The sequence below is a fragment of the Candidatus Poriferisodalis sp. genome (assembly GCF_965204125.1).
GTDB lineage: Bacteria > Actinomycetota > Acidimicrobiia > Acidimicrobiales > Poriferisodalaceae > Poriferisodalis.
Genome location: NZ_OZ241968.1, coordinates 2,978,059 through 2,998,828, shown reverse-complemented (window position 1 = coordinate 2,998,828; position 20,770 = coordinate 2,978,059). Strand labels below are relative to the sequence as shown.

Annotated in this window: 24 protein-coding genes; 3 read left to right on the top strand and 21 right to left on the bottom strand. The window is 67.2% G+C overall.

Annotation, left to right across the window (positions count from 1 at the left end):
* Positions 1-35: 35 nt before the first annotated feature.
* A complete protein-coding gene (locus tag ACOGXD_RS13860; RefSeq protein ID WP_419915605.1) occupies positions 36-1,484 on the top strand; it encodes a hypothetical protein in 1,449 nt (482 codons plus the stop codon).
* Here the strand turns inward: ACOGXD_RS13860 and ACOGXD_RS13855 are convergent.
* From ACOGXD_RS13855 to ACOGXD_RS13820, 8 genes are all read right to left on the bottom strand, one after another.
* Entirely contained in the window at positions 1,437-1,802 is a 366-nt protein-coding gene (locus tag ACOGXD_RS13855; protein ID WP_419915604.1) for an NUDIX hydrolase, read from the bottom strand. The genes ACOGXD_RS13860 and ACOGXD_RS13855 overlap by 48 nt on opposite strands.
* Positions 1,803-1,840: 38 nt before the next feature.
* Positions 1,841-2,353, bottom strand: a complete 513-nt coding sequence (locus tag ACOGXD_RS13850; RefSeq protein WP_419915603.1) for an N-acetyltransferase family protein — start codon at positions 2,351-2,353, stop codon at positions 1,841-1,843.
* Between the two features lie 40 nt (positions 2,354-2,393).
* Positions 2,394-4,076 carry an FAD-dependent thymidylate synthase gene (locus tag ACOGXD_RS13845; RefSeq protein WP_419915602.1) on the bottom strand — a complete coding sequence of 561 codons (1,683 nt, stop codon included), beginning with the start codon at positions 4,074-4,076 and terminating at the stop codon, positions 2,394-2,396.
* A 59-nt stretch (positions 4,077-4,135) separates the two neighbouring features.
* Positions 4,136-4,765 (bottom strand): hypothetical protein, encoded by a 630-nt coding sequence (locus tag ACOGXD_RS13840; protein WP_419915601.1) that lies wholly within the window; start codon positions 4,763-4,765, stop codon positions 4,136-4,138.
* The gene (locus ACOGXD_RS13835; protein WP_419915600.1) at positions 4,762-7,158 is read right to left on the bottom strand and encodes a DEAD/DEAH box helicase; all 2,397 of its coding nucleotides are present in this window, start codon (positions 7,156-7,158) and stop codon (positions 4,762-4,764) included. The genes ACOGXD_RS13840 and ACOGXD_RS13835 overlap by 4 nt, the downstream gene beginning before the upstream one ends.
* Positions 7,155-8,015 (bottom strand): twin-arginine translocase subunit TatC, encoded by an 861-nt coding sequence (tatC, locus tag ACOGXD_RS13830; RefSeq protein ID WP_419915599.1) that lies wholly within the window; start codon positions 8,013-8,015, stop codon positions 7,155-7,157. Before tatC ends, ACOGXD_RS13835 begins: the two co-directional genes overlap by 4 nt.
* A complete protein-coding gene (locus ACOGXD_RS13825; protein ID WP_323670997.1) occupies positions 8,012-8,323 on the bottom strand; it encodes a twin-arginine translocase TatA/TatE family subunit in 312 nt (103 codons plus the stop codon). The genes tatC and ACOGXD_RS13825 overlap by 4 nt, the downstream gene beginning before the upstream one ends.
* A gap of 85 nt (positions 8,324-8,408) precedes the next feature.
* On the bottom strand, positions 8,409-8,678 hold the full coding sequence (locus ACOGXD_RS13820) for a hypothetical protein (RefSeq protein ID WP_419915598.1): 270 nt from the start codon (positions 8,676-8,678) through the stop codon (positions 8,409-8,411).
* 18 nt (positions 8,679-8,696) lie between these two features.
* On the opposite strand from ACOGXD_RS13820, the gene ACOGXD_RS13815 reads away from it, so the two are divergent.
* Positions 8,697-9,458, top strand: coding sequence for a glycerophosphodiester phosphodiesterase (locus tag ACOGXD_RS13815; protein WP_419915597.1), 762 nt, complete (start codon positions 8,697-8,699; stop codon positions 9,456-9,458).
* A gap of 32 nt (positions 9,459-9,490) precedes the next feature.
* Here the strand turns inward: ACOGXD_RS13815 and lepB are convergent, their stop codons facing one another.
* From lepB to arc, 8 genes are all read right to left on the bottom strand, one after another.
* Complete coding sequence (gene lepB, locus ACOGXD_RS13810) at positions 9,491-10,018, bottom strand: signal peptidase I (protein ID WP_419915596.1); 528 nt, start codon at positions 10,016-10,018, stop codon at positions 9,491-9,493.
* Positions 10,019-10,077: 59 nt separating this feature from the next.
* The gene (locus tag ACOGXD_RS13805; RefSeq protein ID WP_419915595.1) at positions 10,078-11,136 is read right to left on the bottom strand and encodes a DUF3866 family protein; all 1,059 of its coding nucleotides are present in this window, start codon (positions 11,134-11,136) and stop codon (positions 10,078-10,080) included.
* Between the two features lie 50 nt (positions 11,137-11,186).
* Complete coding sequence (pafA, locus tag ACOGXD_RS13800) at positions 11,187-12,545, bottom strand: Pup--protein ligase (protein ID WP_419915594.1); 1,359 nt, start codon at positions 12,543-12,545, stop codon at positions 11,187-11,189.
* A gap of 21 nt (positions 12,546-12,566) precedes the next feature.
* Positions 12,567-13,289, bottom strand: a complete 723-nt coding sequence (gene prcA / locus ACOGXD_RS13795) for a proteasome subunit alpha (RefSeq protein WP_419915593.1) — start codon at positions 13,287-13,289, stop codon at positions 12,567-12,569.
* The gene (gene prcB, locus ACOGXD_RS13790) at positions 13,286-14,164 is read right to left on the bottom strand and encodes a proteasome subunit beta (protein WP_419917412.1); all 879 of its coding nucleotides are present in this window, start codon (positions 14,162-14,164) and stop codon (positions 13,286-13,288) included. Before prcB ends, prcA begins: the two co-directional genes overlap by 4 nt.
* A 5-nt stretch (positions 14,165-14,169) precedes the next feature.
* The gene (locus ACOGXD_RS13785) at positions 14,170-14,361 is read right to left on the bottom strand and encodes a ubiquitin-like protein Pup (RefSeq protein ID WP_419853425.1); all 192 of its coding nucleotides are present in this window, start codon (positions 14,359-14,361) and stop codon (positions 14,170-14,172) included.
* Between the two features lie 86 nt (positions 14,362-14,447).
* A complete protein-coding gene (dop, locus tag ACOGXD_RS13780) occupies positions 14,448-15,956 on the bottom strand; it encodes a depupylase/deamidase Dop (protein ID WP_419915592.1) in 1,509 nt (502 codons plus the stop codon).
* An 81-nt stretch (positions 15,957-16,037) separates the two neighbouring features.
* Entirely contained in the window at positions 16,038-17,801 is a 1,764-nt protein-coding gene (arc, locus tag ACOGXD_RS13775) for a proteasome ATPase (protein WP_419915591.1), read from the bottom strand.
* Positions 17,802-17,975: 174 nt separating this feature from the next.
* On the opposite strand from arc, the gene ACOGXD_RS13770 reads away from it, so the two are divergent.
* Positions 17,976-18,209 carry a ferredoxin gene (locus ACOGXD_RS13770; RefSeq protein ID WP_419853422.1) on the top strand — a complete coding sequence of 78 codons (234 nt, stop codon included), beginning with the start codon at positions 17,976-17,978 and terminating at the stop codon, positions 18,207-18,209.
* A gap of 51 nt (positions 18,210-18,260) precedes the next feature.
* Here the strand turns inward: ACOGXD_RS13770 and ACOGXD_RS13765 are convergent, their stop codons facing one another.
* From ACOGXD_RS13765 to ACOGXD_RS13745, 5 genes are read right to left on the bottom strand one after another with little or no spacing between them, the layout of a single operon-like run.
* On the bottom strand, positions 18,261-19,073 hold the full coding sequence (locus ACOGXD_RS13765) for a trypsin-like peptidase domain-containing protein (protein WP_419915590.1): 813 nt from the start codon (positions 19,071-19,073) through the stop codon (positions 18,261-18,263).
* Positions 19,070-19,930, bottom strand: a complete 861-nt coding sequence (locus tag ACOGXD_RS13760; protein ID WP_419915589.1) for a tRNA (adenine-N1)-methyltransferase — start codon at positions 19,928-19,930, stop codon at positions 19,070-19,072. The genes ACOGXD_RS13765 and ACOGXD_RS13760 overlap by 4 nt, the downstream gene beginning before the upstream one ends.
* Positions 19,927-20,172 (bottom strand): hypothetical protein, encoded by a 246-nt coding sequence (locus tag ACOGXD_RS13755; RefSeq protein WP_419915588.1) that lies wholly within the window; start codon positions 20,170-20,172, stop codon positions 19,927-19,929. Before ACOGXD_RS13755 ends, ACOGXD_RS13760 begins: the two co-directional genes overlap by 4 nt.
* Positions 20,173-20,185: 13 nt before the next feature.
* On the bottom strand, positions 20,186-20,431 hold the full coding sequence (locus ACOGXD_RS13750; protein ID WP_419915587.1) for a hypothetical protein: 246 nt from the start codon (positions 20,429-20,431) through the stop codon (positions 20,186-20,188).
* Positions 20,424-20,717, bottom strand: a complete 294-nt coding sequence (locus ACOGXD_RS13745) for a hypothetical protein (RefSeq protein WP_419915586.1) — start codon at positions 20,715-20,717, stop codon at positions 20,424-20,426. The genes ACOGXD_RS13750 and ACOGXD_RS13745 overlap by 8 nt, the downstream gene beginning before the upstream one ends.
* Positions 20,718-20,770: the final 53 nt, after the last annotated feature.

The window sequence follows — 20,770 nt, the reverse complement described above, 5'->3', positions numbered from 1 at the left end:
GCCACTAACCTCCCGCGAGTGTTGGTGAAGGCGCCGTGAGCCGTCGCCTCGAAGTCGAGTTGACGAGCCGGCGTGACGACGGCTCGTGGACGTGGCGCGCTGCAGGCGCGAAGCAGCCCAAAGGCGTGCTGGACGGTGAATTGCTGCCGAAGGGCGCTGCTGCGGGCGATGTCCTGCGCGTCGACGCTGAGTTCGAGGTCGACGGCATCTTCGTCACCGAGGTGCTCCCGCCCAAGGCCCGCAGCGGCAAGCCCCCCGCGGAACGCATCGAGATGATCGGCCCCCCTGACCGTGGTGCAGGGACCACCACCGCCCGCGTGAGCCGCAGTCGTGACAGCCGTAAGCGCACCGGCGAAGGCGAGCGAGGACGTCGCCGAAGCGGCGAACGAGACTCACGAGGTTCCCAGCGCAAGCGCCACGGAGATCGTCGGAGCCGCGACGGCGCCGCCGACTCGAGCGGTGACAAGCCCCAGCAGCGCAAGCGACGCGAGGGCGACGGTCGTCGCAGACGTGACGGCGGCGGCAAGCGGCAAGCGCGAGACGCCGAGGCCCAGAAAAAGCCCGATACCCCCGAACGCCCCCCGCGCCCCAAGGCGCGCAAGCTCCGCCCTAGTCGCAAGCACCGCGATGCGCTCATCGCCTCGCTGCCGGCTGAGCAGCAAGTCGTGGCGGAACAGGTGGTACGCGGCGGCCTGGCTGCAGTGCGTGCCGGGATCACCGAGCAGAACCGCAAGGCGGCTGCCGAGGGTGCGCCCGAAGTGCCGGCTGAGGGTGTGCTGCAGCTCGCGGAGTCGCTGATCGGTCCAGTGCAGATCGCCGAGTGGCGCGACCGCGCCGATGCCGCCATCGCCGGCATCGAACGAGTCGACCTGCGCGACCTTCGCTCTGTCCTCGTGGCCGCCGAAGACCATGCCCGCGACGCAGAGGCCCGGGAGCTGGCCGAGAAGATCCGGGAGGGGCTCAACGAACGTGTCGAGCGCAGTCAGCGTGAGTGGCACGACGAGCTGCGGACCACGCTGACCGAAGGACGCGTCGTGCGAGCGCTGCGCCTGAGCTCCCGCCCGCCCAAGGCGGGAGCACCGCTTCCGCCCGAGATCGCTCAGGAACTGACGTCCCAGGCCAACGCCGCGCTGGGCACCGGAGCTTCCCAGCACCGGATCGCCGTCGTGCTCGAAGCAGTGGCGTACTCGCCGGTGCGGCCCTATGTGGTGCTGCCTGCTATCCCGGAGCAGCCGACAGAGGAGCTCCTCGAAGCCGTGCGCAAGGTGGCGTCTCGCCTGCCCGAGGTGGCAACCGCTCTCGGTATCGACCCGACCGAGGCAAGCCAGCGCAAACAGCCGCGGCGCGGCCGCTCTCGCAGATCCAAGACCGGGCAAGCTGCGCCATCCGAGGACAGCAGCGATACCGAAGCCCCCACCGAAGACGCTGTCGAAGATTCAGTCGCCGAAGACGTGGCGGTCGAGGAAGTCACGCATCCCGCGTGAGAGCGGGAGCGCACCCGCCCTGATCTCGTCGAATTCCACGAAACGGGCATCGGCCGCGTCGTCGCCGGCGACCGGTGTCGCATCGGCTGGGCACTCCACGGCGTAATCCAGGATCACGAAATGCAACTGCTCGCTGATGTGCTCGGTCACGCCGACGAGTTCGCCGCACCGCACCACGAGCCCGGTTTCTTCGGCCAGTTCGCGCTCGACGGCGTCGCTCAGACACTCCCCGGGCTCGACACGCCCCCCTGGGAACGCCCACAGTCCCTCAGCCGGCGGGCGGCCACGGCGCACCAGCAGCACGGAGCGGCCACGCACCGCAACTCCGCCGACGCAAACTTCAGGAACCGGCTCGCTCACGGCGATTCGGGAGTCGGCTCGCTTGGAGACTCAGCGCCAGGCGCCAGCTTGCGGTGCAGCACCAGCAGACGTGCAGTGAATCCGAACGTCTCGAAGAAGTTCTTGGTGGCACGGTTGCCCGGCAGCGCCAGCGAGTCGACGCCCACGCAGCCCCGCTCAGTGCACCACTGCAGCACCTCTCCGATCAGCGCCTCCCCGACGCTGACCTCGCGGGCACCGGGAGCGACATACAGGTCGGCCACGCGCCCCAGCATCTCTCCGGTCTGCAACGGCTCGACGGCGGCAACGGCGTAGCCGACCGGCGTGCCGTCGATCTCTCCGATCCACACGGCGCTGTCAGGGTGCTCGAGGGCCTCGGCGAAGCTCTCCTCGAACGGCCTCGTTCGCACCTCCCGGCGCGACCAGACCCAACCGCCGCGCGCATCAACCTGCTCGGCCACGGCGTCGGCCGCCATCTGCGCGAGCACTCCCACGTGCTCACGGTCGGCAGGGCGGGCCACTACGTCCATGCGGAGCATTCCATCAGGCGAGATCCCCGGGGCTCGACCGTCAGGCAGGTTCGGCAGATTGCCGTCGTGCCGTGGCTTCCTCTGCGCCCAAGCGCCCCAGGATGCCCTCGGACAGATCTACGTGCGTCAGCATCGCAGCCACCGCCCGGTGCCCTGCGGTCTCGGCAATCTGGCGATACATCTCGGTTACGACCCGCCGGTAGTCCTCATGCCCTTGCGGCTGCGATCGCAGCTCGATCATGTGCATGGCCTCACGGGCGTTGAACTGCATGCTGTAGCGCACGCGGTAGGCCATCGACACGGCGTAGGACGCCTCGAGAGTTCCGACCGCTTCTGCGAGCGTGTCGTACAGCTCGGCTGACAGCTCCATCACCTCGTCGTAGGCCTCTCCCCCGCCGGCCGCATCCACGAGCGCCGGCACGGAGTACCCATGCTGTGGGCTCAGCGGCTGCCATTCGATGGTGAGCAGGCGGTGCCGCTGCAGGTCGCGGAAGCTGCCGTAGTCGGCGAGCACATCGAACCGGTAGTCGAGGCGTTCGAGCGCCCGGCCTGGTCGGTGGCGCCGGTTCGTCCGCTCGCCGCAGTATCGCTGCACCAGCTCCATGCGCTCGGCTTCGGTCATCTGGGCCACACGGGCAGCGATCTGCGGTTCTCCCAGCGACGTGTAGGGGTACAGCATGGCCGCCAGCATCTTGTCCTCGCCGGAGGGATCCCAGTCGGTCAGCTGGACCTCGGGCACCGGCTCCGGTTCGTCCTCGGCGAAGAGGTCCGCGGCAAATTCGGACATCGCGACTCGGTTGGCCTCGAGGTAGTCCGACCACACGATGCCCCGGTCGGGCTGATCAACACGCCGCAGGAACGACGGGATGACCTTGCGCAGCTCGGTCAGCATCATCTGGACGTAGCTGCGTGCCTCGGGCAGCGGGTGCGACCGCATCCGCAGCAGGAGCGCTTCGTAGGCCTGCCCGCTGCCGAAGATGCCGACGTTGGACAGGCTGGCCGCCGGCAACAGCCCCCGGGCTGTGTCGAACGCCTGGGCCCGGATCGCCCGACGGCGGGCCAGGTCACCGGCCTTGGCGGTGACAGTTGACGAGGTGCTGCCCTTGGCGGCACCGGCCGCCGCATCGGGATGCTCGGTCAGCCAGGCCGTCATGCGGCGGACCAGGTCGCCGTAGGAGTCGAACATGCGGTCCACGTCGCCGACGAATCGTGTCCCCGCACGCGAGCCCATCACCTCGGGCGGCCGGTGGTACCGGTACCGCCCTTGGACTCGCTCGTCGTAAGCGAGGTAGCGGGTGGACTGTTCGAGGTACGACATCAGCCGCCCTCGTTCGAGGATCTTGGTGAGCAGGTTGGAGGCCTGCTCGCATGCAAGGTGCACGGCTCCGAGCTGCGCCACCGAGTCGTCGCCGTATTCCACGAACACGCGCTGGTACAGCTGCTCGGCGCGGGCGACGCCCACCGTGGCGTCGATGGTCTCATCGCCGGAGATATCCAGATCGTCCACGAATTCGTCCAGCAGCAGCCGTCGCAGGCTCTTGTGCGTCCTGGAGTAGCGGGCGAACAGTGCCCCCTTGACCACTTCAGGCAGGTTCACGAGTGCAAAGACCGGCTGTCGCAGGTTCGTCACATACCGCCGCAGGATGTCCTGCTCGGCGGGCGTGAACGTCTCGGCGGTGTAGTGGACTACCGGATCACCGGTGGATCGGGTCGGCGGAGACACTGCGCCGATGGTATGGCCCGCACGACCGCATCCTGCGGACCGGCAGGCACTGCCTGGGCTCAGAACACGATCACTGCGGCATCAGGTCGGATTGCGAGAGCAAGTTCACGGCATCTGCCGACCATCTCGCCGTCGAGCCACAGTCCGAGCGGCCGATCGAACCGATGCTCCCAGCTCTGCACACGCCGCACGGCGATGGCCGGGTGCGGTACGTGAGCTCCCGACCTCAGCCGCCGTCGGGCCAGTAGTCGTTGGGTTGCGCTGAGCGTGGGTTGATCCAAACCGGTGCTGAGCACGTGCAGCCGTCCGTCGTTGGGATGGGCTGCGGGTGCCAGTCGCCACGGCCCGAGCGATTCGGCACTCATGGCAACCACGACGGGGCCTCGCCACCACGAGTTGCGCGCGATGGCCCCGACGCAGGCCCAGTGCGTCTCGCCGTCCGCAGTTACCTCGATGAGGTCGATGGCCGCTGTTCGCGCGTGTCCGGAATGCAGGCGATCCGCACCGCCTGCCGGTGCGCCCACCACGCGCCACAGGTCGCCGCCGACCACGCCGACCGGCGCCGCTGGTGCGTCACCGGTGCGCTGGCAGGTGGTCAACCGGCGCAATTCGGCATTGCTGCTGGCGATCGGCGCCCCATCGGGCAGCATCGCTGCGATTCCCCACGGCTCGTTGCGCCGGACGGTCACGTGAGCCTGCGCGTGCGTGTCACCACCGGCAACGACACGAAGCCGTCTCCCGACGCCGCGGTGACAGATTCCCCCACCCGGCCATCGGAGACTCGGGCAGCTGCAGCGACGACACCGTGGTCGAGTGCCGAGCAGGCATCGGCTGCGGCGCGCCGTGTGCGCTGCTGGAAGGCAACGCCTGCGATCCGGTCGACGAGATCGATGAGCTGCCGCATCTGGCGAACGAAATCGCCGCCAGAGGGCACTTGGTCGCCCCCCGCATCGCCGTGCCACAGATCGGTGTATGCCGTCCCGCCAGCCCAGGCATGGGCAATGGCGAAGAACGCTGCGTCGGGCGCGCGCGACGGCGCCACGCTGTGCTGTCGCTCAGCGCTGTTGATCTGTGACGCCAGCTCGAACATGTGCGCTGCCCTCTCGCGGGAGTCGTTGTCGGGATAGCGGGGCGGCGGCGGCGGCTGGCTGCTGCGATGTTCGTAGGTCAGCACCGACACCAGGCCGGCGAGTTGAGCGGGCGCCACACCGTCGAAAACGCCGTCGCGCAAGCACAGCACCGTCAGCAGATCGCACTCGTGGAAGACAGACTTCAAGCAGTCACCGGTGGCGGTCAGCGACCAGGCATCCGCACAGCCGAAGATGTTCAGCACCTCGTTGGTGGCGTCGAGCTGGCGGGCCAGCCCTCCCTTGGCGAGTTTGATCCGATCCTTCAGACGGCTCACCCGTGCTCCCACGCGCTCGGCGTGACGCTCCGCATCGACGAGTGCCCGGTCGGTGCGGCGGTCGGCAGGCCTGCCGCGCCGGTGCCGACCCGAGCCCGACGACCTCCCGCGTGCCGATGCGTGCGACTGCGAACGGCCACGACCGCCCCCCATCGACCGCAGTCGTGCCCGAGCCTCGCGCAGCGCTTTGCGTTCCACCTCGAGTTCCGCGGTCCACTGGCCGACCCGGCGATCAGCCCGCCACTGGGCGAACGACCGCTGTAGGAGCTCGACTGCCTCGTCGTGGCTGCGGCTGGCGATGAGGTTGGCAACCATGTTGTAGGTCGGCCGGAACGAGGACTCCAGTTCGAAGTCACCGCTTGCGGCCAGGCGGGCCGTCTCCTCGAACGCCGTCTGCGGATGCCACAGCGTGTATGCGAAGCCCGTCTCATCGATACCGCGGCGACCCGCCCGCCCGGTGAGTTGGGTGTACTCGCCCGGTGTCAGCAGTGCAAAGCCCTCGCCCCGGAAGCGGCTGAGCTGCTCGATCACCACCGAGCGAGCAGGCATATTCACGCCCACCGCCAGCGTCTCCGTTGCGAACACCACTGCCAACAGTCCGGCCGAGAAGCACTCTTCGATGGCCTCCTTGAAGGCCGGTATCAGGCCCGCGTGATGAGCCGCAACGCCGGCTGTGAGCTGCTCCAGCCACTCGTGGTAGCCGAGCGCGTCGAGATCTCCCCCGTCGAGATCCGCCGTGTGCGCCGCCGCGATCTGCCGTACGCGATGCTGCTGAGCGGCATCCAGAAACGCCGCCCCCTCAGCGACCAGCGTCCGGGCGGCGTCGTCGCAACCCTGGCGGGAGAACACGAACACGATTGCGGGCAGCCTGGCGCCGGCCGCCAGATGCTCGACGATCTCCGAGCGGCGCGGCCGGGCCGGTCGCGCACCTGCCCGGCGATGCCGGCGCTGGCCGCCGGATCGGGAACGTGCCCCCTCGGCCATCCGCTCGATCTCGGGATTCGGGCGGCCGTCCCGCAGCGTCGGCAGGTCCACCAAGCGGCGGCTGTGCCGTTCGTAGAGCAGGAAACGGTCCTCGAGAGGCACCGGCCGCTGCGAGCACACCACCGCCGTGCACCCGCCTGCGGTGGCTTCGACCCATGAAGCGAGCTCGTGCGCATTGCTGACCGTGGCCGACAGGCACACCAGTCGCATGTGCGGCGGCGTGCTGATGATGACCTCTTCCCAGACCGCTCCCCGGTACGGATCCTGCAGATAGTGGACCTCATCCAGCACGGCCACGCCGAACTGGGCGATGTGCGGCGAGCCGGCGTACATCATGTTGCGCAGCACTTCGGTGGTCATGACCACCACGTCGGCATCCGGGCTGATGACGTTGTCGCCGGTGAGCAGGCCGACCCGCTCGGAGCCCAGCCACGAGCGCAGCTCGCGCAGCTTCTGGTTCGACAGCGCCTTGGTCGGTGCGGTGTAAGCGGCGCGCTTGCCTGCTTCCAGGGTTGCCGCGATCCCGTACTCCGCAACGAGGGTCTTGCCCGACGAGGTCGGCGCAGCGACCAGCACCGAGTCGCCCCGGTCGAGCGCGGCGAACGCCTCGGTCTGAAAGCCGTCTGGCGAGATGCCCCGCGCATTCAGGAGTTCCGCGAACAGCGGTGGCCCTGCCGGCCGGTTCGAGGTCACGGCGTCAGCCCGCCGCCTACGGCGCCCTGTTCGCTCTCTTTCGGCAGCCGGCGGAATCGGCGCCGCAGCGGGGGTTCACCGCTGCGGCGGCGGAGTATCAGGTAACCGACCAGGATCGACAGCTCGTAGAACACATACAGCGGCACCGACAGTGCCGCCAGCGTGATCGGGTCCCCAGACGGCGTGATGATCGCCGCGCCGGCGACGATGCCGACGATGGCATAGCGGCGGGCTCTATTGAGCTGCCGCGGGGTCACAATCCCAGCGAGCTGTGCGAACACCAACAGGATCGGGAACTCGAAGCCGATGCCGAATGCCAGCATCATGAACGTCACCAAGCCCAAGTAGGCACCTGGCCCCAGCAGCGGATCCACGACATCACCGCTGACGGAGATCAGAAAATCCAGCGCCCGCTCGAAAGTGAAGTAGGCGAGCAGCACACCGGACGCGAACAGCAGGAACCCGACGATCACGAACGGCACCGCCCATCGCTTCTCCCGGCGGTCCAGAGCCGGAGTGATGAAGCGCCACAGGTGCCACAACAGCACCGGCATCGCCAGCACTACGCCCAGGTACGCCGAGACCTTTATTCGGGTGCGGAATCCTTCCAGCGGCGAGGTGATGATCAGGCTGCAGGAGTCCCCCAGCACGCTCGCCGGAGCGTCACGCGCTTCAAGGACTCGGCAATACGGGGGCAGGAAGACCGCCTCCAAGAGCCAGTCGTACACGATGAGCCCGACAACCATGCCGAGCCCGATGGCCACGATGCTCCAGATGAGCCGGTTCCGCAGCTCGGCGACGTGATCCCAGAAACCCATCACCTCCGGCCGTGGCCGGCGGCGCCATCGAAGTCTCACGCAGCGCCGTCTCTGGTCACGTCATCGCCGGCCGGTCCCGCAGCATCAGGCTGCTCGTTGTCGGCCTGGTCACCCTCCGGCTCTGCCTCTGGGTCTTCTGACGCGGGGGGACGTGCGGGCGGCGATGCGGGCTCGACTATCGGCGGCGAGATCGTGGCATCCATTTCCTGGCGAACAGTGGTCGAGAAGTCGCGTACCTGCCGGAAGGCGCGGCCGATGCCCCGGATTGCGCCCGGCAGCCGCTTGGGGCCGAGCACGATCAGCGCCACGAGCACGATGATCAGCACCTCGTTGGGCTGCAGGCTCACGGCTCGATGGTAGAACCCCGGCCCCGCGCGGCGGTTCTGTGCCGCGCACGCGCAGGCGGACCCGTGTGCAACGACTGCTGACCCATCAGAAGGGCAGTACCCGGCGAGCAGCCCACCGCACCGCCATGCCGAGCGCTCGTTCGGCAGTGGCTTGGCGCAGCGACGGCACGTCCAGGCTGTCGATTGCGGCGCGCGCTCGCATGACGTCGGCACGCACCGTTGCCGCCGCGTCTGCGATGGACGCCAGGCTCTGTGCCGTCGCCCGCAGCTCCATCGCCAGCCGTCGGATCATGACGATGCTGAGGGCGGCGAGCACGCCGAAGGCAACGATGGGCAACAGCCATATCGCCGGCACAAGTGGCACGATAGAGGCGTGCCCCCTCAGCCGCTGCCGTCACTGCGCACGCCTCCGATCGCGTTCGCGCACCGTGGCGGACGAGCGCACGGCCCCGACAATGCCCTGGACACGTTCGTCCTGGCCCTGGACATGGGAGCAACCGGCCTCGAGACCGATGTCTGGCTGAGCCAGGACGGTCATCCCATGCTGGACCATGACGGCGTCGATTGGCACCGCGGTGTTCGCCGTGCATTCAGCTCGTTGCAGCGCGATCGAATCGGTGCCGAGATTCCCACGCTTGCGGACATGTACCAGGCGTGCGGCACCGACTTCGAGCTGTCAGTCGATCTCAAAGACCCTGCGGCGGCGGACGCCGTGATCTCCGCTGCCCGTTCCGCCGGTGCGGAGGACCGTCTCTGGCTGTGCCACGGCGACTGGGATCTCCTGGTCGACCTGCGCCGGCGCACTTCGGCCCACATCGTCGATTCGACTCGGGTGCGGCGCATGAAGGAGGGCCCAGAGCGTCGGGCTGCCGCGATGGCCAATGCCCGCATCGATGCGGTCAACCTTCCCGCCAAGGACTGGACGGGCGGCCTCGCGGCTCTCTTCCACCGATTCGAGCGCCTCTGCTTCGGCTGGGACGTGCAGCACACCCGCCTGGCGACCGCACTGCGGAACATGGGCCTCGATGGCCTGTACGGCGATCACGTCGACCGCCTGCTCGCTGGCCTCGAGTCATCGAAGACTTCGGAGGAATCAACCCCTGCAGGCGACATCTGCGAGACGCAGCCCGCCTGACCGCGTTCGGCACCGATCACCGCGCCGCAGATCTACAAGCCGCCGAGCCGCGTGGGCGGCCAGAAGCGAGCAAATGCCCTGCCGACGATCTCGCTCTCCGGGATGGCGCCGAAGACACGGCTGTCCTGGCTCGAGCGACGGTTGTCGCCCATGACGAACACGTATCCGGCAGGCACCAGCACTGGACCGAAGTCGCGCGTGTACACGTCGGCGGACAGGTACTGCTCATCCACCGGCGATCCGTCAATGACGAGTCGGCCGTTCACTGCTTCGACCTGCTGGCCGCCGACGGCAACAACTCGCTTGATGAGCTCTGCGGTCTGCGCCGGCTGCATCGAGGGCGGGGTCCGGAACACAACAACATCGCCGGGTTCGGGATCTCCGATGCGGTAGCTGAGCTTGGAGACCAGCAGTCGATCCCCGATCTCGAGCACCGGTTCCATCGACTCGGACGGGATGTAGAACGCGGCGATGAGAAACGTCCGCATCAGCAGCGCGAGCATCACCGCCGCCAGCAGCACCCATGTCCACGACAGCAGGCTGCGCGTGCGTCGGCTCATAGCCCGCCGAACGCGCGGCTGCCGAGGCGGCGGCAGATCCTCGGGTTCGTCGGGAATGGTCATGCCGGTGCCGCCAGCCAGGCCGCTGCGGCTCCCAGCCATGCGCATGCACGCCGGTCATCTGTCAGTGGTCGGCCCATGGAGGTGACATTCAGGCCGCAGCGGGCAAGGGCATCGGCGACGGCAACCGGCTCCACGCCGACCGCGCGCTCCCCCAACGCCTCGATCCACGCTGCTTCCCCGGCTGCCTTGCCAGCCGCTGGTCCTGCCGGGACTGGCACAGCTGTCCGGGCGGGAGCCAGCGCTGCCATCGCGCGAGTGTGATGGCTCACGCCACGGTGCCGTGAGCGCTCATCAACAGACGAAGCACGCGCCGCCAGTGCTGTCACCGCCCCGAGTGCGTCCAGCACGGCCGCGTGGCCGACGAGATCCAGGGCCGAGAAACCCAGAGGGCTCGCGGTCCCGAGGTGCCCTGGCCCTGGTGCGATGACCACGCGCTCGACGCCTCGCTGCGCCAGTGCAGCCACGCCGGAGGCAACAGTGACCGCCTCGAGAGGAGCCCCGAAGGCCTGCCCGGCGCTGACCGCCGTCGCTATCACCCCTCGTTCCAAGCACGCCGCTGCGAGATCGCTGAGCACGAACGGCAAGGCTCCGCCATCGGTCATGACGTAACCCGGCGCCGTACCGGTGGCATCGCGGACTGTTGCAGCCAGCGCCAGCGCGTGGCTGTGCAGCACGCACAGCACCACCCGCACGCGCGCCAGCGACGGCAGCGTCTCCACGTCGACATCGTCGGGCGCATCGCCCGTCGCTTCCTCATACGCGTCGACGGGCAGCTGCTCTGCGAGATAACGGGCCTTCATGATCCGGCCCGGAGGCGCTGGATCTCCAGCGCCGCGGTAGGGCGCACTGAGGTTGGTGTGAACCACATGGGCTCCGCCGCTGCCCAGATGCAGGTCCAGCGCGGCCGTGTTCACGAGCAGCTCGTCGCCGGCTTTGACCGGGCCGCACAGATCCGTCAGCGCGTACGCCTCGCTGCCGTCCGACAGGGTCATCCGCGCCAGCCCGGGCCGCACGTCACGGACCTCGGCGGCTCGCAGGCGCGCAAAGCGCGGCATCTGCTGCCTTCAGCCAGCGGAGCGCCGAAGCGGGCAGACCGCGGTGCGCATCACAGCGACTCGATCAACTTGTCGACACGCTCGTCGTGGGAACGGAACGGGTCCTTGCACAAGACCGTTCGCTGAGCCTGGTCGTTGAGCTTCAGATGCACCCAGTCCACGGTGTAGTCGCGGCGCCGCGCCTTGGCCTCGCGAACGAACGCACCGCGCAGTCGGGCTCTCGTCGTCTGGGGCGCTTCCTCGGTCGCCCGACGCACATCGGCGTCATCCAGGACCCGCTCGACCAGGCCGCGCCGCTGCATTACATAGAAAACGCCTCGCGTCGAATGAACATGGTGGTACTGCAGATCCAGCAGAGCAATGTGTGGGTCGTCGAAGCCCACCCCAGCACGATCGGCATAGCTCGTGAGCAGTTTGTGCTTGATGACCCAGTCCACCTCACGATCCAGCTGCAGCGGATCGTCGCCGATCGCCGTCATGGCGTGCTCCCACATCTGCAGGGCACGTGATTCCTCCTCCGTGAGGTCGTTGGTCTCGGCAAAGCGCAGGGCTCGTTCCAGGTACTCCGACTGGATATCGAATGCGCTCACTTCGCGCCCATTGGCCAGGCGCACCTTGCGTCTGCAGGTGATGTCGTGGCTGATCTCGCGGATCGCCCGGATGGGGTTCTCCAGCGTCATGTCCCGCAGCACCACGGAGGGATCCTCAAGCATGCGCAGCATGAGTGCCGCCGCGCCGATCTTGAGGAACGATGTGTACTCACTCATGTTCGAGTCGCCGACGATGACGTGCAAGCGTCGGAAGCGCTCCGCATCGGCGTGCGGTTCGTCGCGGGTGTTGATGATCGGACGGCTGCGGGTGGTAGCGCTCGACACGCTCTCCCAGATGTGCTCCGCTCGCTGGGTGATGCAATACCGGGCACCCTTGGCCGTATTGAGCACCTTGCCCGCGCCGGCGTAGATCTGCCTGGTCACCAGGAACGGGATCAGCACCTCGGCGTAGTTCGAGAAGTCATCGGCGCGGCTGGTCAGGTAGTTCTCATGGCACCCGTAGCTGTTGCCGGCCGAGTCGGTGTTGTTCTTGAAGAGGAAGATCGTGCCGTTGAACGCCTCCTCTGCCAGTCGCTCGGTGGCGCTGGCGACGAGCTGTTCGAGGATCCGCTCGCCCGCACGGTCGTGGCACACCACGTCATAGACGGAATCGCATTCCGGCGTGGCGTACTCGGGATGGCTGCCGACGTCGAGATACAGGCGCGCCCCGTTTGCCAAGAACACATTGCTGGATCGGCCCCACGACACCACCCGGCGGAACAGGTAGCGCGCTACCTCATCGGGGCTGAGGCGCCGCTGCCCCCGCAGCGTGCACGTGACGCCGTACTCGTTCTCGACACCCATGATGCGCCGCTGCACGGCGCTCACCGTACTTCCGATCTAGGAATCTTCCTGATCGGAGTCGTCGTCGCCGAGGGCGGCCGCCACCTCGTCGTCCTCGAGACGCCGGAAGCACCGGCGGCGGTGTGTTGCGTCTTCGAGGTTCGACTCGAGCAAGGCCACCTCGAGATCCGGTGCAGCGATCTCACGCTCGGGCCCAGCGAGCGCCGCACGAGCCAGCCGGATGGCAGCGTCGGCATCGAGCTCAGGGTCGTAGCCCTCGGCCACCCGCTCGCGCACCGCGTCGGCATCGCCTCCGATGCAGCAGTACGCCTCCTCGTCCATGACGGTCCCGTCGTACTGGATCCTGTAGAGCTGGTTGGCCTCGTCGCCGATCCCCACCTCCACCACCACGATCTCGACCTCGAGCGGCTTGAGCTCATGGGTGAAGAACTGCCCCAGCATCTGCGCGTACTGGTTGGCGAGGCTGCGAGCTTCCACGTCTGAACGCGAGTACTGGTATCCCTTCAGCTCAGCGTGGCGGACACCCGCGATGCGCAGCTGGTCGAACTCGATGTAGCGGCCCACGCCGCCGAAGGCGATCCGGTCGTAAATCTCCGACACCTTGCGCAGCGTTGCGCTGGCGTTCTCTGCCACCAGGGCGATGCCGTGGCCGTATTCCAGCGTCACCAGCGAGCGTCCCCGGGCGATTCCCTTGCGGGCGTAGTCGGCCCGGTCTTGCATGAGCTGCTCGGGACTGACGTACATCCCCGGCATGCTCATCGCGGCACCTCGCTGCGGCTGCCTCCGGCGGAACTGGGATCGGCGCCGGCTGAACCGGACCGGGCCGCTCCCCCGCTGCCGCCGGAGAGCTCGGCCTGCAGATCAGCGAATACTGCTCCTGACTCGGCGTCGCTGAGCTGGCGGAATCCCACGCTCCCGATCGCCGCCAGCACCGGGTAGATGCCGCGCACAGGATCGGGACCGCCGGTGGCGCTGTCCTCATCGGCGGCATGCCACAACGCCTGCACGCTGAGCGTCAGTGCCTCCGGCTCGCTCAAGTCGTCACGGAAGCCGAGCTTCAGGACTGTCCCGGCGTGCAGGCTGCCCGAGCCGGCCGTGGCGTAGTCCTGCTCCTCATAGCGGCCGCCGGTCACGTCGTATTGGAAGAGCCTGCCCCTCCCGTCGACAGGGTCGAATCCGGCGAAGATGGGCACCACCGGGAGACCACGCATCGCCTGCGGCAAGTGTGCCCGCAGCATTTCGGCCAGCTGGTTCGCCTTGCCCTCCAGGCTCAGCGGCTTGCCTTCGATTTTCTCGTAGTACTCGAGCTGCAGTTGGAAGAGACGAACCATCTGCACGGCAGGGCCTGCTGCGCCGGCAATGGCGACCGCCGAATAGGAATCGGCTGGGAAGACCTTGCGCATGTCGCGATGGCTGATGAGGTTGCCGCTGGTGGCCCGCCGGTCTCCGGCCACCACCACCCCGTCGGAGCTGCGCACGGCCAGCACGGTGGTGGCGTGGGAGCCCTCGAGGGCGCCGAAACCCCCTTCAGCGCCGGGAACCTGCGCGAGCCCGGCGAATGGCTCGCTGCCCGTGCGCCGCAGCAATTCGAGGAAGCTCGCCCCGGGATCGTCGCCTGGGGCGAAGAAGGGCATGGGGGTCACTCGCCGCCCTTCTGCACGTAATTCTTCACGAACTCCTCGGCATTGGTCTCGAGCACATCGTCGATCTCGTCGAGCAGGTCGTCGAGCTCCGCCTTCAGTTCGGTCGCTCCTTCAGACGAGGTGTCCTGCGGTGCGGGACTCTCGGTCTCCCTCGGAGCCGACCGTCGCATCTGCTCGCGTTCTGCCATCTCGGGCCTCCTCCGGTGTCGATTGCTTGGGTCTCGAATGCGTGAGAGTTCCGATTGCCGCCTGCGTTCGAGGCTGAACCCAGCGGCTAATTTCCCAGCCGGCGCAGCAGCTCGGCTGCGTCCCGGCACTCGTCCAACAAGCTACCCACGTGCGCTTGGGTTCCTCGCAGCGGTTCGAGCATCGGCACGCGCCGCAGCGGGTCGGTACCGATGTCGAACACCATCGAGTCCCAGTTGGCAGCCACGATCTCGTCCCCGAACTTGTCGAGGCAACGGCCCCGAAAGTACGCGCGCGTCGTCGGCGGCGGTGCAGAGACCGCCTCGTCCACTTCGTCGTCGGTGGTGACCCGTTCAAGACCGACGCGTCGGGCCAGCGACTTGGACGGCCGCAGGTCGTGATACTGCAAGTCCAGGGCGGCGAGCTTCGGATCATCCCAGTCGAGGTCGTGCCGCTCGGCGAAGGCCTCGTACAAGCGCAGCTTGGCAACCCAGTCCAATTGCGTCGCAAGGCTCATCGGATCCGATTCCAGCCCGGTGAGCACCGCTTCCCAGCGATCCAGGATGTCATTGCCGATGTCGTCGCCGCCGACGGGATCCAAGCCATGGCTCTGCGCATACTTCCGCGCCAGCTCCAAGTACTCCCATTGAACCTCGATGGCTCGCATGCGACGGCCGTCGACCAGTTCGATCAGCCCCGACAGGGCAGTGTCGAAGCTCACCTGGCGCAGCGCCGCGACCGGCACGAGCGGCGTCAGGGGCTCGGGCACGAAGTCGTCGTCGATCATCGCCAGCACCAGCGAGGTGGTGCCCAGCTTGAGATACGTCTGGAGCTCGCTCATGTTGGCGTCGCCGATGATGACGTGCAGGCGCCGGTACTTGCGCGTGTCGGCGTGCGGCTCGTCCCGGGTGTTGACAATGGGCCGCTTGAGCGTGGTCTCGAGTCCGACTTCCTCCTCGAAGAAGTCGGCGCGCTGGCTGATCTGGAACGGCCGGTCTCCGAACGGTGCCGGAGAGCGGTCATCCATCGGGACCTCGATGCCCAGCTTGCCTGCACCGCAGAAAATCTGGCGGGTCACGAAGAAGGGCAGGATGTGCGTCACCACCCGGCCGAACGGCACATCGCGGTCCAGCAGGTAGTTCTCGTGGCAGCCGTAGCTGTTGCCCTTGCCGTCGCTGTTGTTCTTGTGGATGACCAGTTCTTCGTCGTCTGGCAGGAGATTGTTTGCCGCCTGCATGGACCGGATCAGGATCTCCTCCGCTGCCCGGTCGTACACGACGCATTGGCGCGCGTCCGAACACTCGGGAGTCGACAGCTCAGGGTGCGCGTGGTCGACGTAGTAGCGGGCGCCGTTGGTCAGCACGGCGTTGACCAGGTGCGTTTCGATCTCGGGCGCTAGCGCGTCGAACTCGTTGAATCCCCTCGCGTCAGCCCCGGGTTGCTCGTCTTCGAAGTCCCAGCTGACGCGCTGGCACAGGAAGCCGTTGACGTAGGCGTTGATGATCATCGACGACGCCGCCACGGGATTGGAGTCGCCGTTGCAGCGATGGATGATGCCGAACTCAGTCTCGATGCCAACGACCTTGTGAACCGCCACCGCGCGAGACCCTAGAGGATGCGCGGAGAGACGCGCCTTCCCGACGCGACCTCTGTTGCTGCCTGTTGAACGTGCAGTGCTCTACAGGTACTGGCTGGTCTGCACTCGCTCGATGGCTCGGCCGCCGAGCGCATCGCTCTCGTCGGGATCGACGAGCGTCCGGATGAACACGATCCGTTCACCCTTCTTGCCGGAGATCTTCGCCCAGTCGTCGGGATTGGTCGTGTTGGGCAGGTCTTCGTGTTCACGAAACTCCTGGCGGATCGAGCCCATGAGGTCGTCCAGCCGGATGCCGTTGCTGCCGGTGGCAAGCGACCGCTTGATGGCGTTCTTCTTGGCCCGGCGCACGATGTTCTCGATCATCGCCCCCGACGCGAAGTCCTTGAAATACATGACTTCCTTGTCGCCGTTCTGGTAGGTGACCTCGAGGAAGCGGTTGAGATCGTCGGGGCGGTACATCTCGTCGACAGTCCGCTCGATCATGATCCGCACGGCTTTGTGCGGATCGCCGCCACCCAGGTCGGCCACTTCCATCGGGTCGATCGGCAGCGTCGGCGTGAGGTACGTGCTGAAAATCGACAGCGCCGCCTGCTCGTCTGGCCGGTTGATCTTGATCTTCACGTCGAGGCGGCCAGGACGCAGGATCGCCGGGTCGATGAGGTCTTCGCGGTTCGAGGCGCCGATCACGATCACGTTGCGCAGACCCTCGACGCCGTCGATCTCCGCAAGCAGCTGCGGCACGACCGTCGACTCCATGTCGGAGCTGATGCCGCTGCCGCGCGTGCGGAACAGCGACTCCATCTCGTCGAAGAAGACGATCACCGGCCAACCCTCGGAAGCCTTCTCCCTGGCCCGCTCGAAAATGCGCCGGATCTGGCGCTCAGTCTCGCCCACGTACTTGTTGAGCAGCTCGGGACCCTTGATGTTGATGAAGAAGCTGCGTGCGCCCTGCTGGCCGGAGACCTCCCCCACCTTGGCTGCCAGCGAGTTGGCGACCGCCTTCGCGATCAGCGTCTTGCCACAGCCGGGCGGGCCGTAGAGCAGGATGCCCTTCGGGGCCGGAAGGTCGTAGGTGCGGAACAGGTCTTGATGCAGGTACGGCAGCTCCACGGCATCGGTGATGAGCTCGATCTGGGTATCCAGCCCGCCGATGTCCTCGTAGGTGACGTCCGGCACTTCTTCGAGCAGCAGATCGTCCACTTCGGGTCGTGGCAGACGCTCAAGCACGATGTTCGAGCGCACATCGAGCAGCAGGTTGTCACCCGACCGCAGCGGCTCGTCGCGCAGGTCGCCCGCGAGCTCCACGATGCGTTCCTCGTCGGCGCGGCCCGTGACCAGCGCACGGAAGCCGTCGGCGAGCACCTCGTTCAGCGTCACTACCTCGCCGGATGTCTCGGGCCCACGCGCCAGCACGATGTTGTACGACTCGTTCAGCACCACCTCGCTGCCCTCGACTAGCTCGGTCTCCGCCAAGTCGGGGTGCAGGGCGACGCGCATCTTGCGCCCGCTGGCGTGCACATCCGCCGTGCCGTCGTCATTGCGGGACAGGAACGTGCCGTAGGCCGACGGCGGCTGGGTCAGCTTGTCGACCTCTTCGCGCAGGGCTGCGATGTGCTCACGCGCCTCGCGCAGGGTGTAGGTCAGCTTCTCGTTCTGCGAGACCGCTGCCGACAGCTGACCCTTCGCCTCAAGCAGACGTTCTTCAAGCGTGCTGACCCGCGCCGGCGTGTCGGCCAGCTTGCGCCGAAGCAGTGCGACCTCTTCCTCGAGCGTGCGCATGCGGCTGCGGAGCACGCCCGCATCCGCTGCGCTGCTGCGCTGGGTGTCGTCGTCGCCCTGCTCCATGCGCGGCCGACACTACCCTGACACTGCTGGCAAGACGCGACGCCCGCCCGCTTGCCAGTCCGGCCGCTAGGCCGGGGGCGATCAGTGCCGTGCAGGACGCGCGCCGACTCGGTAGATTTCATAGGTGGCTCGGTTCCCCCCTTCGGGCCGCCCCACAGGAAGGGTCGTTACACGATGAAGGTCTGGATCGATCAGGATCTGTGCACCGGTGACGGGCTCTGCGAAGAGATCGCACCCGATGTCTTCACGCTGCTCGACGACGGGCTTGCCTACGTGAAGGAAGGCGACAAGATCTTCTCCGAACCGGGCGGTGTCGAGGGGCTCGCAGAGTTTCCCGACTCGCAGCTCGACGCCGTGATCGAGTCCGCCGAAGAGTGCCCCGGGGAGTGCATCTTTATTGAAGCGTGAGCTTCAATAAAGCGACAAGCACAGATCGAGGCGTGAGCTTCTGGGCACTCGTCATCTGAGGCGGCAGTCGCCGCTGGAAGCCACGCTGAGACTCGCTGGCTGAGTATGGATCACCGCATCGCCACGGTAGTCAAATCCCACATCGACTCCCGATGAGGCCAGGAAGCCCAGCAGTTCGCCCCGGCTGAGCGCATACCCGACATCGTCGGGTCCAGTCGCACTGGCGAATGCCACCCCGACAACGCCACCCCGGTCGACCAACGGCCCGCCGGACTGGCCCTTCTGGACGTCGGCAGCAAGGAAGTACACGTTTCGCCCGATTCCGTCACCCCAGAGCCCCGACGCCCGCACCAGATGCTCGATGCGCGCCGGCGACACTTCAAGCTGCTCACCGTGCAGGTAGCCGAGCACTGCTCCGGTGCTGCCGAAGCGCACGCGTTCGATTCGCAACGGCGGCACAGCAGCATCGGAACGCAGCAAAGCGAGGTCTCGTGCCGGGTCGAACCCGACGATGTCCGCCGAAGCGGTGACGAGCTCGTCGCCGCCTGCGTTCCATGCAACCTCGACGCTCGATGCTCCGGCAACAACATGGGCCGAGCCGACCAGCAGTCCCGACGCGACAGCGAACCCCGAGCCATGAGACACCGGTCCGCAGCCAAACGCACGCACTGCGACGACCGCGGCTAGCACGCCGTCATCAACTGTCACAGATGCGGGCGGTGCACCCAACCAGACGGGACCGTCGGCACTCGGGATCGAGGCGACGCTGGCGACCGGCAACCTGGCCCGGCCGGAGTCGTCGGGATCGGCTCCGCAGGCAATCATCGTGCCGACCAGCAGCACAGCACCCAGCGCTCGTGTCACGCCTCGATCAATCGGGCGTGCGTCAGGAAGCCGGTGTGGGCGACCATACGGTGATCCGGCCGCACCGAAGCTCCCTTGACGTGCCAGCTCCGGTGCATGACCTCGATGGTCTCGATGAGTGCCCACGGCCCTTCGTCCAGCGTGCGGCGCAGTTGCTGCACCTGGGTCACCGACGGGTTGTACGCCACCAGGATCCCCCCGCGCCGCAAGCGTTCTGGCAAGTGCACTGCGACACGCCAAGGCTCGGGAATGTCGAGCACGGCCCGGTCGTACCGGCACTCGGAAGAACTCGCCTCTCCGGCAGCCGCCGTCCCGGTCTTGCTCTGTGGCGGACTGCTGCGGGGCGGATCGACCGATTCGTAGGCATCGCGGAGCTGTACGTCATAGCGATCCAGCGCCTCGGCACCGGCGATGCTCTCGACGTTCTGGACAGCTCGCTCAGCAAAGTCCTCCCGCAGCTCGTAGCCGGTGACAAAAGCGCCGCAGCGGAGCAGCGTCGCCGACAAGGCGCCTGAACCCACACCGGTTTCGAAGACTGTCATGCCGGCTCGAACGTCGGCCAGCATCCAGATCGCACCGAGATCCTTGGGATAGATCACTTGTGCGCCTCGCGGCATCTTCAGAACCTGATCAGCGAGCGTCGGGCGCACCGCCACGAAGCGGGCACCCGAACCGCTGCGGAACTCCGAGCCTTCGGGCGAGCCGATGATCTGATCGTGCTGCACGACTCCGGCGTGAGTGTGAAACTCGCCGCCAGTTCGCAGCACCACGAGGTACCGACGCTGACGACTGTCGACCATCAGCACTGTTTCGCCGGATTGCAGCTCGCCGTCTTCCAGCTCGTCAGGTTGCTTCACGCCCCCTCCGCCGCCGAACTGCCGCCGGCGTCATCCGGTGGCACGTGACGGATCGTGAGTTGTTCGCCCGCTGCCAATTCGCCGCGGTAGACCACCTCGCGCTCGCGCTTCGACCACCGAACAAGCAGCCGCAGCCCGCTCGCCATGATTGCAGCGGCCAGCCATACCCCATTGCCGGTCCGCGCCCGTCGCCATAGCGCATCGGTGGCTCGGGCTGGCATTCGCCTCAGCCACTTCGCCATGGGGCTCAGCCTCTTATACCCGAACGATTTCGACGAGCGTGCTCCGTCGGCGGCCCCTGCGACGGCCGAACAGGAATGCGGCCAACACGAGGCCGGTTCCGACAGCGGCAGCCACCGCCACTACTGCGCTCGACACCTGCTCGGCCGCGTCACCCGCTCCGCCGACGAGCTGTCGCACGCGATCGGCGATATCCGACGGCGTGATGCGCTCGTCATCTGTGCTCGATCCCGCCCCGGTGCCCCTATTGCCGTCAGCCATCGTCATCCTCTGCTGCATTGTCGTCGGCACGCTGCGCGGCCGGATCCGGCGCAGCGAATTCGGTGCGTTTCGGCCGGATGGCGCGAATCAGCAACGCAATCGCCAGCAAGAGAACGACGGCCCCGGCCATATGGGGGACGAATGACCAGTTCGCATTGAAGAGGTCCGTTTCCGCCTGCAGCACGCGCACCACACCCAGCGCCCCGAAGACCACTCCCAGGCTCACCCCGATGGCGCCGATGAGGCCGAACAGCACATACCGGCCCAGCCCGCGCAGCGGGCCCACCGTCTCTTGGACGATGTATGACCGAAGCATGCCGACCAATTCGGAAATCTCAG

What these genes read in the sequence shown, in the direction of transcription:
- ACOGXD_RS13755 (WP_419915588.1), bottom strand. Translation starts at nt 20,172, where the DNA reads ATGGCGAAGTGGCTGAGGCGAATGCCAGCCCGAGCCACCGATGCGCTA.
- ACOGXD_RS13750 (WP_419915587.1), bottom strand. Translation starts at nt 20,431, where the DNA reads ATGGCTGACGGCAATAGGGGCACCGGGGCGGGATCGAGCACAGATGAC.
- prcA (WP_419915593.1), bottom strand. Translation starts at nt 13,289, where the DNA reads ATGAGCATGCCGGGGATGTACGTCAGTCCCGAGCAGCTCATGCAAGAC.
- lepB (WP_419915596.1), bottom strand. Translation starts at nt 10,018, where the DNA reads ATGAGCCGACGCACGCGCAGCCTGCTGTCGTGGACATGGGTGCTGCTG.
- ACOGXD_RS13785 (WP_419853425.1), bottom strand. Translation starts at nt 14,361, where the DNA reads ATGGCAGAACGCGAGCAGATGCGACGGTCGGCTCCGAGGGAGACCGAG.
- ACOGXD_RS13850 (WP_419915603.1), bottom strand. Translation starts at nt 2,353, where the DNA reads ATGGACGTAGTGGCCCGCCCTGCCGACCGTGAGCACGTGGGAGTGCTC.
- ACOGXD_RS13805 (WP_419915595.1), bottom strand. Translation starts at nt 11,136, where the DNA reads ATGCCGCGCTTTGCGCGCCTGCGAGCCGCCGAGGTCCGTGACGTGCGG.
- arc (WP_419915591.1), bottom strand. Translation starts at nt 17,801, where the DNA reads ATGGAGCAGGGCGACGACGACACCCAGCGCAGCAGCGCAGCGGATGCG.
- ACOGXD_RS13770 (WP_419853422.1), top strand. Translation starts at nt 17,976, where the DNA reads ATGAAGGTCTGGATCGATCAGGATCTGTGCACCGGTGACGGGCTCTGC.
- prcB (WP_419917412.1), bottom strand. Translation starts at nt 14,164, where the DNA reads ATGCCCTTCTTCGCCCCAGGCGACGATCCCGGGGCGAGCTTCCTCGAA.